The sequence below is a fragment of the Shewanella marisflavi genome (assembly GCF_002215585.1).
Taxonomy (GTDB): domain Bacteria; phylum Pseudomonadota; class Gammaproteobacteria; order Enterobacterales; family Shewanellaceae; genus Shewanella; species Shewanella marisflavi.
Map to the genome: position 1 here is coordinate 2,237,388 of NZ_CP022272.1, position 12,185 is coordinate 2,249,572.

11 protein-coding genes are annotated in these 12,185 nt (G+C 50.5%); 3 read left to right on the forward strand and 8 right to left on the reverse strand.

The genetic code is table 11. The features are described from left to right. Positions 1 to 16: 16 nt before the first annotated feature. A complete protein-coding gene (locus tag CFF01_RS09815; RefSeq protein WP_088904672.1) occupies positions 17 to 2,077 on the reverse strand; it encodes a dipeptidyl-peptidase 5 in 2,061 nt (686 codons plus the stop codon). Between the two features lie 145 nt (positions 2,078 to 2,222). Further along, positions 2,223 to 3,746 carry a fumarate hydratase gene (locus CFF01_RS09820; protein ID WP_033538417.1) on the reverse strand — a complete coding sequence of 508 codons (1,524 nt, stop codon included), beginning with the start codon at positions 3,744 to 3,746 and terminating at the stop codon, positions 2,223 to 2,225. Positions 3,747 to 3,873: 127 nt separating this feature from the next. Here CFF01_RS09820 and pabB point away from each other — a divergent pair, with 127 nt between their 5' ends. Further along, complete coding sequence (gene pabB / locus CFF01_RS09825) at positions 3,874 to 5,280, forward strand: aminodeoxychorismate synthase component I (protein WP_088904673.1); 1,407 nt, start codon at positions 3,874 to 3,876, stop codon at positions 5,278 to 5,280. 20 nt (positions 5,281 to 5,300) lie between these two features. Beyond that, complete coding sequence (locus CFF01_RS09830; protein WP_088904674.1) at positions 5,301 to 5,870, forward strand: CoA pyrophosphatase; 570 nt, start codon at positions 5,301 to 5,303, stop codon at positions 5,868 to 5,870. Here CFF01_RS09830 and CFF01_RS09835 read toward each other — a convergent pair. Then, positions 5,867 to 6,208, reverse strand: a complete 342-nt coding sequence (locus CFF01_RS09835) for a hypothetical protein (protein ID WP_033538414.1) — start codon at positions 6,206 to 6,208, stop codon at positions 5,867 to 5,869. The genes CFF01_RS09830 and CFF01_RS09835 overlap by 4 nt on opposite strands. A gap of 261 nt (positions 6,209 to 6,469) precedes the next feature. Here CFF01_RS09835 and asnS point away from each other — a divergent pair, with 261 nt between their 5' ends. Next, positions 6,470 to 7,870 carry an asparagine--tRNA ligase gene (gene asnS, locus CFF01_RS09840; RefSeq protein ID WP_033538413.1) on the forward strand — a complete coding sequence of 467 codons (1,401 nt, stop codon included), beginning with the start codon at positions 6,470 to 6,472 and terminating at the stop codon, positions 7,868 to 7,870. A 166-nt stretch (positions 7,871 to 8,036) separates the two neighbouring features. Here the strand turns inward: asnS and CFF01_RS09845 are convergent, their stop codons facing one another. The 5 genes from CFF01_RS09845 to CFF01_RS09865 form a co-directional block, all read right to left on the reverse strand. Next, on the reverse strand, positions 8,037 to 8,582 hold the full coding sequence (locus CFF01_RS09845; protein ID WP_088904675.1) for a hypothetical protein: 546 nt from the start codon (positions 8,580 to 8,582) through the stop codon (positions 8,037 to 8,039). Positions 8,583 to 8,814: 232 nt separating this feature from the next. Beyond that, positions 8,815 to 9,798 (reverse strand): FAD:protein FMN transferase, encoded by a 984-nt coding sequence (locus tag CFF01_RS09850; protein ID WP_232479419.1) that lies wholly within the window; start codon positions 9,796 to 9,798, stop codon positions 8,815 to 8,817. Further along, on the reverse strand, positions 9,795 to 11,273 hold the full coding sequence (locus tag CFF01_RS09855) for a DUF3570 domain-containing protein (RefSeq protein ID WP_232479420.1): 1,479 nt from the start codon (positions 11,271 to 11,273) through the stop codon (positions 9,795 to 9,797). Before CFF01_RS09855 ends, CFF01_RS09850 begins: the two co-directional genes overlap by 4 nt. Positions 11,274 to 11,337: 64 nt before the next feature. Then, positions 11,338 to 11,559: a DUF4266 domain-containing protein gene (locus CFF01_RS09860; protein ID WP_052125515.1), complete on the reverse strand. Its 222-nt coding sequence runs from the start codon at positions 11,557 to 11,559 to the stop codon at positions 11,338 to 11,340. Next, the gene (locus CFF01_RS09865; protein WP_088904676.1) at positions 11,549 to 12,088 is read right to left on the reverse strand and encodes a TlpA disulfide reductase family protein; all 540 of its coding nucleotides are present in this window, start codon (positions 12,086 to 12,088) and stop codon (positions 11,549 to 11,551) included. The genes CFF01_RS09860 and CFF01_RS09865 overlap by 11 nt, the downstream gene beginning before the upstream one ends. Positions 12,089 to 12,185 lie beyond the last annotated feature (97 nt).

Genomic DNA, 12,185 nt, shown 5'->3' on the forward strand with positions numbered 1-12,185 from the left:
GAAGACACTGACGAAACTACTTTTCTGTCCAGCGATCCATCCAACCTAGTACATTGGCATACCATTGCTCTAGGTTATCTGGGTTAAGGATCCAGTGGTTCTCATCTGGGTAGATAAGCAGTTCAGATGGAATGCCCTTACGCTGCATGAAACTAAATGCGGCAAGACCTTGACCGTAAGGCACTCGGAAATCCTTCTCACCATGGATAACCAGCATAGGTGTCTGCCAGTTATCGACATAGTTAACTGGGTTAAACTTCTCGAACAGCTCCTTGTTATCCTGGTACGTACCGCCAAATTCAAATTCTGGGAACCAGAGTTCTTCGGTCACATAGTACATAGAGCGCATGTCGAACAGACCCGCATGGTTAACCAGACACTTAAAACCGTCGTTCCAGTTACCTTGGATCCAGTTCATCATGTAGCCACCGTATGAGCCGCCCAGAGCACAGGCACGATCGCCGTCAAGCCACTTCTGCTGCGCCGTCACCGCTGCTAGGCCTTTCTGCAGATCTTCTAGCGGCTTGCCGCCCCAATCTTTAGAGATAGAGTCGGTAAAGGCCTGGCCGTAACCGGTTGAGCCGTGGAAGTCGATCATCACCACGCCGTATCCGGCACCAGCCCATAGCTGAGCGTTCCAGCGGCTGCTGAACGAGTTACCGAATGAGCCTTGTGGACCACCGTGTACCAGGAAGGCAACAGGATACTTCTTGCCTTGCTTGTAGTTAGCCGGTTTTATCCAGTAACCGTAAACTTCTTCGTTGTTCCAACCCTTGAAGCTGAACTGCTCAAACTCACCAAACTTGATCTTGGCTAGGTTGTCCTTGTTCACTTCGGTCAGACGATTTAGGTTTTGACCGTCGAGAGACATGGTATAAAGATCGCCCGGCTCAACCAAACTCTTATGGTTGAAGACAATCTTGTCGCCAGTCACACCAAGAATGCTGTTGCTGCCGTCGTTGTTGAGCGTCTTCACATCGCCAAACTGGGTGTTAATTTCGAAGATACTGACCTGACCCACATCTTGAGCTGTTACATACAGCGTGCGGTTGTCGGCGCCGAATGTCAGCGAGCTTGGGCTGCGATCCCAAAGCGGTGCGACTTCTTTCTCTTGACCTGTAACTGTGTCACGCAGCATGACGCGGTAACGATCCGCCTCGAAGCCCGGCTTGGTCATGGCAAGATAAGCCAAGTAACGGCCATCGGCCGAGAAAGTCGGCTGCGCATCCCACGCCTTGTTGCTCTCGGTCAGGTTTTTCGCCTCACCACCGAGCACTGACACCTGCCATAGGTCATAGTTGGTTTCCCATGCCTGTGATTTGCTTGGCGCCTTGGCGCTATAAACCACATACTTACCGTCTGGGGTAAAGGTTACTTCTTCCATACCCGAAAATGGCAGTGGCGGAGTTTCGGTATCCAGCCCCTTGGTGACATCTACCGCATCCTTAATGATTGTGCCGTTAAGCTGGGCAACAAACAGATGGCTGCGAGTGTGATCGCTCCAGGTATCCCAGTGGCGTACCATCAACTGCTTGTATTCGCGACCGGTAGATTTACGCTCGGCTTCATTATCGCGCTTGTCTGCGGTGCACTTTAAGGTGTCACACTCAGGGTAGACACGCATATTCATCACAACCTGAGCCCCATCTTGAGATAACTTAAAGCCTTCAACATCCAGCGGAAGATTAGAGATCTTGACCGCTTCACCACCATCGAGTGCCAACTCATACAGCTGTGAACTACCATCGCGCGCGGCTAGGAAGTAGATCTTCTTATCATCTGCGCTAAAGGCCACGCTATGCTCTGTACCCTTTGCCGAGGTCAGACGTTTTACTTTGCCTTCACCGCTTAGTGACTGAAGATAAAGGTCAGATTGTGCCTCACCTTTATCATCAAATTTTTTGACTGCATAGACGATTTTTGTGCCGTCGTTAGACAAAGCACTGGAATGCAGTTTATTCATTTTAACAAGATGTTGTACCTTGAAAGGCTCTTGAGTAGCGGCATGAGCGCCAGAGACCAGTCCGGCAGCCGCCAAGGCAAGTATGATTGCAGTTTTTTTCATTGTTATTGTCATCTTTGTGGTTGAACGGCAAGGCGAACACGCCTAAGCCCAAAAAGTATCACCTAAAATATCGCAACAGACACTAAACAAAAATGGGGGTTTAAGCAAGTCGCCTGACTCACCTAAAACCCACCCATTCTTCATGCTTTACTTTATGTTAGGCAAGTCTCACACGCCAGGTCGCTGGGCCCGTTTCATGAGCATTGACCCCTTCGCTGTCTACGGCGACGGTGACAGGCATATCGGTCACGTCAAATTCATAGATGGCTTCCATACCTAAGTCTTCGAAGGCCACCACGCGAGACTTCTTGATAGCCTTAGAAACCAAGTAGGCGGCGCCGCCCACGGCCATTAGGTAAACCGCTTTGTGCTTCTTAATAGACTCAACGGTGGCTGGGCCGCGCTCGGCCTTACCTATCATGCCCATCAGGCCTGTCTTATCCAGCATCAGGTCGGTGAACTTATCCATACGGGTCGCCGTCGTTGGGCCTGCAGGGCCAACCACTTCGTCACCCACAGGATCGACCGGACCCACGTAGTAGATAAACTTACCGGTAAAATCGACGCCCTCAGGCAGGCCTTCGCCACTCTCAATCAGAGTTTGAATGCGCTTGTGAGCCGCATCACGACCGGTGAGCATCTTACCGTTTAGCAGCAGCACGTCACCGCTCTTCCACTGCTCAATGTCCGCCTGAGTTACAGTGTTTAGGTCGACACGGCGCACGCCCTCGCCCGCTTCGCGGGTGATCTCTGGCCAATCTTCCAGCTTAGGTGTTTCTAGCTCGGCAGGGCCTGAGCCATCGAGGTGGAAATGAACGTGGCGCGTTGCAGCGCAGTTAGGGATCATCACCACAGGCTTTGAAGCCGCGTGGGTTGGCGCCGATTTGATCTTGATATCCAGTACGGTTGTCAGACCGCCAAGGCCCTGTGCACCAATACCCAGCTTGTTGGCACGTTCGAAGATATCCAAACGCAGCTTTTCTTCTGCAGTTTCGGCGCCTTTGGCTTGCAGCTCATGAATATCGACAGGGTCCATCAGAGCTTCTTTGGCCATTACAGCCGCTTTCTCGGCGGTGCCGCCAATACCTATGCCCAACATGCCTGGTGGACACCAGCCAGCGCCCATTGTCGGTAGTGTCTTCTCGACCCACTCGGCGATATCGTCTGAGGGGTTTAGCATCACCATCTTAGATTTGTTTTCCGATCCGCCCCCCTTGGCAGCGATGGCAACTTCAACATGGTTGCCTGGCACCATCTCAACGTGTACCACAGATGGGGTGTTGTCTTTGGTGTTCTTGCGGCCACCGGCAGGGTCGGCAACGATAGAGGCGCGCAGCGGGTTATCAGGGTTGGTGTAGGCGCGTCTTACCCCTTCATCCACCATCTGCTGCACTGTCATGTCTGTCTTATCCCACTTGACGCCCATGCCTATCTTAACGAAACAGGTCACAATACCTGTATCTTGACATAGCGGACGCTTGCCTTCGGCAGACATGCGCGAGTTAATCAAGATCTGCGCGATAGCATCTTTTGCCGCCGCACTTTCTTCACGCTCATAGGCTTCTGCCATGGCATCAACGAAATCTTTAGGGTGGTAATAGGAGATATATTGTAGTGCGTCGGCGACACTCTCGATGAGGTCCGCTTGCTTGATGATGGGCTGTTCTATAGTCACAGACATTTCCTTACTCACAGTTTGGTTATTCACCGCCCTTTTGCAGGGTCGCGTATTTTTTTTTAATCCGTTCACAATATGATACTCTTTCGCGACTTTTAGGGGAACATCACATTTTAGATAAGGGTTATCGATGGATTTTTCGTCGACTCAAGGCGTTGCAGTGCAAAAATTAGACTGGCAACTCACCACCACTGAAGTATTTGGCCGCTTCGCTCACCTGCCCTGGGCCATACTTTTAGACTCTGCCAGCGCCGATCATTGTGATGCCCAATACGACATCATCAGCTTCGATCCTCTTGCGACCATCACCAGCCAAGACGGTGTCACAGCAATAGATCACACGCGCTCATCGTTACAAGGGAGCAGCAAGGCTCACGAAACCCACAGTGGCGATCCCTTTTTGACACTGCAAGGGACCATTGCACACTATTTCCCACAGCAATATGACACTGACCTGCCCTTTAGTGGTGGAGCGCTGGGCGCCTTTAGTTATGATCTGGGTCGGCGTATCGAAAAGTTGCCTGAAATTGCTGAGAAAGATATTAGCCTGCCCGAGATGAATGTTGGCCTCTACGATTGGGCGCTGATCTTTTGCTACCAAAAGCAAGAATGGTCTCTGGTTCACTACCATGGCGAGCAGGCCTTAGCCGAGCGACTAAATACAGTCAACGCCTTTCTCAATGCTCAAACAGAACCAAGTAAGGCATTTAAGTTAAGCCGTGACTGGCAAGCGCAAATCACTCAAGCAGCGTACAAAGACAAGTTTGATCGCGTGCAGGAGTACCTGCACAGCGGCGATTGCTATCAGATCAATCTGACCCAGCGCTTCGAGGCCGAATATCAAGGCGATGAGTGGCAGGCTTACCTCAAACTCAGGGCGAGCAACAAGGCGCCCTTCTCTGCCTTTATACGTTTAGAAAAGCACGCCATCCTCTCTATCTCGCCCGAGCGCTTTATCAAACTTAAGGGCGATGCCATAGAAACCAAGCCCATCAAGGGCACCATGGCCAGAGCAAGTGATGCAGTAGCAGATAAGGCCGCCGCCAAAGCCTTGGCTGCATCGGAGAAAGATCGCGCCGAAAACCTGATGATCGTGGATCTGCTGCGAAACGATATCGGTAAGGTGGCGAGCCCAGGTAGCGTGCGAGTGCCGCATCTATTTGCCATCGAAAGTTTTCCGGCGGTGCATCACCTGGTCAGCACGGTAACCGCCAAGCTCGCAGCGCCAAACAGCCCTTGCGATCTGCTCAGAGCAGCATTTCCCGGAGGCTCCATTACGGGCGCACCTAAAATCCGCGCCATGGAGATCATCGAAGAGCTGGAGCCCTCACGTCGCAGCCTTTACTGTGGCTCGATAGGTTATATCAGCCAAGATGGCCAGATGGATACCAGCATTACCATACGTACCTTAGTCGCCGAGGCCACCCGCCTCTATTGTTGGGCCGGTGGTGGCATAGTGGCCGACTCCCAGGTCGATGCCGAATATCAGGAAAGCTATGATAAGGTAAGTAGAATATTACCTGTGCTGAGTCGCTAGTTAGGTGACGAAGAGGCTTTATGAGATTGGACGAGTTTAAACAGCGCTATAATCTGCATCAGTTGCCCACTGACACTGGGCCGCAGACCCATCGCTCTTTGCGGCAAGCTGCCGTACTCGTCCCTTTGATCCAAACTGGCAGTGAACTTGAGTTGCTGCTCACTCGCCGTCCCGACCATCTCAGAGCCCACCCAGGGCAGATAAGCTTTCCCGGTGGTAAGGTGGAGCAAAGCGATCTCAACTATACCGACACCGCCCTGCGCGAGGCTTTTGAAGAGATCGCCCTGCCAAGAGACAATGTCGAGGTGTTAGGTCAGTACCCTATGTTTAACACCTTTACCGGTTTTGCTATCGCTCCCATCATAGGAGTCGTCAGAGAGGAGTTTCAGCCGATATTAGATCCCGGCGAGGTGGATGAGCTCTTTAGGGTCCCTTTAAGCTTTCTGATGGACCCGGCTAACCGCATCAAGAAACAGTTCTCCCGCCGCGGCGTGCACTATCCCGTCTACTTTATTCCTTACGAAGATTATTTTATCTGGGGCGCCACCGCTGCCATGATAGACAGGCTTTGCCGCCAGATAGCCGATTAGATAGAGACAAAAAACTTAAGATAGAGGCCGGCAGCGGTTGAGGTTAACAGCAGCAAGGGGATATTAAACCAATAGCCCATGCGGCTATGGTGAGCCACATAGAAGTTAAAAGCTAAGTTGACCAAGCTGATGGCGGCGCAGGTCCAGATCACATACTCAAGCCTTAAAGTAATCGTCGGGTCCCAGGTCAACCTTACGCTTGCGCCCTTACTGAGAAAATAGCCCACGGCGCGATCCGGTCTGGCCTCACCAAAGAGTATCAAGGCATATACCGCCAGGGACCAACCCAGGATCGACAAGGTGCCTAAAAAAATCTGGAAAATTTTGACTTTTTTCATCTAGCCCTCTGACATCTAGCCCACTGAATTAGCTGGCCATATTTTAAGCATAACAAGCTTTCCACCCTAGCACCAACAGCAGATAAGCGAGCGATAAAGGCCGCTTTTTTATGGCGCATAGGCCTGGCTTAGCGCAAATGCCCATTTTATTTGCTTTTAAGCCAGTTTATCTGCTGTTTTTCCCTTGAGAAAAGCCACCAGCAAGGTAATATAAACCTCCAAAATTTTTAATAAAACGTTTCGTTGGAGAACTAAGCAACAATGAGCACTGCATCTGTCGCTTCTGTATTTAAAGGTGATTTTGCGATCGGTTCGCAAGTTACCGTACGCGGTTGGGTAAGAACTCGCCGAGATTCCAAGGCCGGCATCTCTTTTCTTGCCGTATATGATGGTTCCTGTTTTGATCCCATCCAGGGCGTTGTGCCAAATAGCTTAGACAATTACGATGACGAAATCTTACGCCTAACCGCTGGTTGCTCTGTCATCATGACAGGTGAAGTGGTTGACTCACCGGGTAAGGGTCAAGCGTTTGAGCTACAAGTGACCAAGGTTGAGGTCACAGGCTGGGTTGAAGATCCTGATACCTATCCGATGGCGGCTAAGCGCCACTCTATTGAGCATTTGCGCGAACTGGCTCACCTGCGTCCACGTACCAACATTATTGGCGCGGTAGCCCGCGTGCGTAACTGTTTGTCTCAGGCGATTCACCGCTTCTACAACGAAGAAGGTTTTATCTGGGTTTCAACGCCACTGATCACTGCTTCTGACTGTGAAGGTGCTGGTGAGATGTTCCGTGTATCGACACTGGATCTTGAAAACCTGCCACGCACCGACGACGGCAAAGTCGATTTCAGCGAAGACTTCTTCGGTAAGGAATCTTTCCTCACCGTATCGGGTCAGCTGAACGGTGAAACCTATGCTTGTGCCTTGTCTAAGATCTATACCTTCGGCCCAACGTTCCGCGCCGAAAACTCTAACACCAGCCGCCACTTGGCAGAGTTCTGGATGGTTGAGCCAGAAGTGGCTTTTGCCGATCTAAACGATGTTGCCGGTCTGGCCGAGCGTATGCTGAAGTACTGTTTCCGCGCCGTGCTTAATGAGCGCCGCGACGATCTTGAGTTCTTCGCCCAACGTGTCGACAAGACAGTTATCGAGCGTCTAGAGAACTTCGTTAGCAGCGATTTCGCTCAGGTTGATTACACAGATGCCATCGAGATTCTAAAAGCATGTGGCAAGCAGTTCGAATTCGACGTTGAGTGGGGTATCGACCTGCAGTCTGAGCATGAACGCTACCTGGCTGAAGAGCACTTCAAGGCGCCTGTCGTCGTGAAGAACTACCCGAAAGATATCAAAGCTTTCTACATGCGTCTTAACGAAGACGGCAAAACAGTTGCCGCCATGGACGTATTGGCACCTGGTATTGGTGAAATCATCGGTGGTGCTCAGCGCGAAGAGCGTCTGGACGTACTAGATACTCGCTTGGATGAGATGGGTCTGAGCAAGGAAGATTACTGGTGGTATCGTGACCTGCGCCGTTACGGCACAGTGCCGCACTCAGGCTTTGGTCTGGGCTTCGAGCGTCTGGTTTCATACGTGACTGGCGTATCGAACATCCGTGACGTGATCCCATTCCCACGAGCACCAAAATCTGCGAACTTCTAAAGCAAGTTCTGCAATAAAAAACGCCCTACGGGGCGTTTTTTTATGGGCGCAGGTTTCAGGTAGCAATTTATATGGAATAACACCCGCTTAAGCGGACGGAAATAGTTGACTAAATTTGTTAGAAACGAACAATAGCCAACTGTTGACGTTCCGTTTAACGCGCTTGCTATGTGTGCTCTTTAAGGTTTTTAGCAGTGATCTGTTTACCATTTACCTCAAATTCTAAATCTATCTTCTTATCGTGAACAACACTTAAAAACAAACTTACAATTTTAATTAGTTGAACATAATAAACCTGATTTTTACACTCACTATCAGATGCAAAGAAGAAACCCATGCACCCTAACCCACAAGGAACAAACGGTGAATAAATTTTACTGTGCACAAATTGGTCACATAAAACTTTTAAAGGTAAAGTTTTATCGTCGCTTTGCCCCATATTATATTTTTTAGACCAATGTTCACCTTTATTAGATGACACAGCTTTCCTCGTCGGGTGTGATATTAAACTAGTATTTAACCCGCAAACTACGTTACTTAATAACTTACTTTCTCTAAGTTTACGTATTGCGTAAAAACCCAGAAATACAGCTTTCTCGGTTTTAAATTCAAGTTCATTATCCCAGACAGTTGTTCTATATAAGCTTTCTAAGAACTCAGCAGAGCCCTTCAATTCATTTAGCCAAAAATTTTTAGTATACGATTCAATCACGGCTAAACTCCTGTACACATAACATTTTATTAGTGCGCATGCGCCTCTATTTGGCAAAACGCGCATGCACATTGAGTAAAGCTATTATTGATGACTTACTAAACTAAAGTCATTGATTTATAAACACTCTACCAGAGTCATGCCGGATAAACGAGCACCAGAAAGGGCAAAGTGAGCATCAATATTGACTCGATCCCGCAACTCGAATACCTGAAAAGCGAGCCATGAAAAGCTAGCCACGGATAATATGATGGACGACGCCCTGACTAGAAAGGAAGGCTTCTGCCTCTTGTCCCTGAAGCATAGCCAAGGTGGCCAACATGCCCGCTACTACGCACTGAGGCGCAAACACACTGACCGACAAGGGCGCTCCCTTTACGGGATAGCCTGTACTTGGGTCGATAATGTGGCCGTAGCGTTTGCCCTCATGAATAAGATAACGTCGGGAATGACCACTGGTGGCCAGCGCGCCTTCATTAAGGGTCACCACCCGCTCGGCCGAATCCAGCGCCTTGGGATCTTCGATCCCTATCTGCCAGCCATGGGCGGGCGCTGGTGACGTGATCATATCGCCACCAAGATTCACCAGCAGATCGCAATCAGGCAGTGCCTTGGTCAGAATCGCCATCGCTCTATCGGCGGCGTACTCCTTAGCAAGCCCACCAAAATCGATCCCCATCTCCTCAGGTAACCATAAACGCTTGTCTTGGATATCGAGGTTGTTAAACCCTACCCGTTTGCGAGCGGCTTGAATAACTTGCTTACTTGGCGGGCAGGCATGACGGTCTCCAAATGGCCAAAGCGCAATCACAGGCTCGGAGGTGATATCAAACTGTCCCAGACTCAATTGGTAGCAATGCTCGGCAAACTTTAACAGACCTAAGGTTTCATCATCTAGGGGTTGCCACTCACCGGCGCGGCGATTGATCTCACTAAGCAGGCTTTCGCGGTCAAAACGGCTGTATTTAGCCTCTATGCGCCTGACCTCATCAGTCGCCTCGATGATGGCGCGCTCTATCTCTGAGTTCGCTTTGCTATAAGCTTGCTCTTCAACTGCACCAACCTTATGCCTGACTAAGATCTCACAGCGACTCGCCATGGCGATAAATTCTGCTTTAACCCCGAGGGGCGCAAGCTGGCCGTGATGCTGACCATATTTAGGCTTTTCTACGCCGGGCAGCGGCGACAGGCTGATCTCATAGGTTTGCGGATTCAAAATCGCATTCCCAACTGCAGCACTATGGCATCTAGACGGGGGAATTGATCATAGCTTGCCAACTCACCAGGTAAACTGATACCCGGGTTTTGTGGCCGCTGTTGATAGTAGGCTAATCTGATGCTGGCGAGCTGACCTGCATCTAACTTGTGCGCGTATTTCACCCCTAAGGTATAGGTCTCAAGCTTTCCGAGGCGATGATCGGCCGAAGCGAACTCGGGTAAGGCTTCTCCCTCAGTCAGATAGAGGCGATAAAATTCGGCGGCCTGTTGAAGATAGGCTCTGAACTGCCATTGCCAATAGCCACCATCCGTTAAATTGTATCGGTAACGCGCATCTAGGGTATGCGCCTGAATTGACCAGTCATCGTCACTATAGCGATAGGAAAAGGTCAGCGTGCCTGAGGTTAATGCGCCCTTTGCCATGGCAAACAGGTTATGTTTGAGTCGCTCATCCGGACGCGCTTCATAATGATACCCCTGCGCCTGACCAACACCATCGATACGGCTGACAACCTTATAAGCATCACTCAGATACCCAGATACAGCAGAGAGGCTATAACTTAGCTGCGCCTGCCAGTGAGTATTCAGTGTCTGTGTCACGCCAAGGTTAAGATCTAAGGTGCGTTTAAGGGCGCTGTCGTAACGGCGGGTGGCGTCAAAAGCCTGTCTAAACGCCTCCTCGCTGGCAAAGTCCTTTCTAAACACCATCTCGCTAAGTCCCACAGGCCTGCCGCCGACGGGATCCACTATGTCGAAGTAATAGGCTGAGCCAAAGAACACTTGAGTATTGCTTTGATTAAAGGAATGCTCGCCGCTGCCATTAACGCCAATAGAGGTATAGTCGTATTCCCGCGACAGATAGCCACCGAGATTCATTTGCCATTTAGCAGAAAAAAGATGCTGCCAGTTGGCACTTAACTGTAAGCGGGTATCTTTAAAGGTATCGTCCAAGGGCAATTCGCCCGCTCGCGCCTGATAGACGCCGGTTCCTGAAGGTCGGGTAAAACTCTGGGGCCTTGCCTGGATCACCGCGCCATTGGCTGAGGCGCCTGTTAGGGCATCGAGGGCTATCTTTGCCCTTAAGGTATTGCTGTCATCCAAGGCCTGTCGATAATGTATGATCCCTTCGGCTGCGGTTACTCGATCGCGCTCTTGGTAGTAGACTAAGGCGGCCTCTATCTTGGCTCCAGCGAGCGGATCCGTCTCTGACCTGCTCTCATATTTGGTTGTACTTACCTGAGCTTGACTCGCTTCTCGCTCCTTGGCGACTATCTCGTCTGTGCCTGTCTCGTCTGTGCCTGTCTCGTTAGCCCCTAACTCAGTGGCCCCAGCATCATTAGTAAGCACCTCTGTGGCGTTTACATCTCCGACGCCAAGAAACAAGCTACTGGCCATCAAGAGTGAGGCCATCACAGTATCGCCCTGCTGGGTAGCGGTTGGCTGATGACGCTGTTGTTTTACCCTATGGTTCACGCTATATCATTCCTTTGCTTGCACTGTCTCACCGAGCTGACTTATCGCCGACTTGGCTTATGCCCTAATTACAGCCGCAACCACCACCTGCCAGGGTGCGGCCGCCACTGGACGCCTCCTTACTGAAATAGATATGATCTTCTATCGACATATCCATCTCATCGGTATCAGGCTGCATATCCTCTCTGGCAAACTGACCGCGCTCCCATGGCTGTACGCCAAGGCTGGAACATGCTGGCAATAATAAGAGCGCGAGGATAAACAGAGCGCTTTGACTATTTTTCATTAGCGTTCCTTTGTCTCAGCAATGCCTTAATCTCCTGTTCGACGGCCGGCTGCTTAGATTTAAAAAAGCCCAGATGTTCACTCACCAGTTGTCCCTTGGCATCAAACAGGTAGCTGCTCGGCATCCCCTGCAGATTGAAATGGCCCGCGACCTCACCTTTAGGATCGTAAAGAATATCGAAGCTGGTGGCAAAATCGGCCAGAAAGGGTTTAGCCATCTCACTGTCGCTATCAAGATTGATCGCGACGATCGCCAGACCTTGCTTGGCATAACGCTGGTGCATCTGTTCCATCCAGGGAAAAGAGTCACGACATGGCGCGCACCAGGATGCCCAAAAATCCACATAGACCACCTTGCCTTCATACTGCTTGAGTGAGCGAAGTTCACCTTGTAGGGTTCTCGCGCTTAGATCTAACCGCGGCTCGGCGTAACTGGTTCCTATAGGTAAGGCGCCAAGTAGCGTAAGCAGCGCTGCAGCCAGACTGGTACCGAGCAGTCGCTGCTTAGTCTGTGCCATTAAGCTTGTCATCTTATCCTCCTGCACCGGGTATGAGCGATTCTTTGTTACTGCGCCATTTAGCGCTATAACGCGACCAGACGCTTTGAATTCTTACTATGCTGCATCT

What these genes read in the sequence shown, in the direction of transcription:
- CFF01_RS09860 (WP_052125515.1), bottom strand. Translation starts at nt 11,559, where the DNA reads ATGAAAAATAGTCAAAGCGCTCTGTTTATCCTCGCGCTCTTATTATTG.
- pabB (WP_088904673.1), top strand. Translation starts at nt 3,874, where the DNA reads ATGGATTTTTCGTCGACTCAAGGCGTTGCAGTGCAAAAATTAGACTGG.
- CFF01_RS09815 (WP_088904672.1), bottom strand. Translation starts at nt 2,077, where the DNA reads ATGACAATAACAATGAAAAAAACTGCAATCATACTTGCCTTGGCGGCT.
- CFF01_RS09820 (WP_033538417.1), bottom strand. Translation starts at nt 3,746, where the DNA reads ATGTCTGTGACTATAGAACAGCCCATCATCAAGCAAGCGGACCTCATC.
- CFF01_RS09835 (WP_033538414.1), bottom strand. Translation starts at nt 6,208, where the DNA reads ATGAAAAAAGTCAAAATTTTCCAGATTTTTTTAGGCACCTTGTCGATC.
- CFF01_RS09865 (WP_088904676.1), bottom strand. Translation starts at nt 12,088, where the DNA reads ATGACAAGCTTAATGGCACAGACTAAGCAGCGACTGCTCGGTACCAGT.
- CFF01_RS09830 (WP_088904674.1), top strand. Translation starts at nt 5,301, where the DNA reads ATGAGATTGGACGAGTTTAAACAGCGCTATAATCTGCATCAGTTGCCC.
- asnS (WP_033538413.1), top strand. Translation starts at nt 6,470, where the DNA reads ATGAGCACTGCATCTGTCGCTTCTGTATTTAAAGGTGATTTTGCGATC.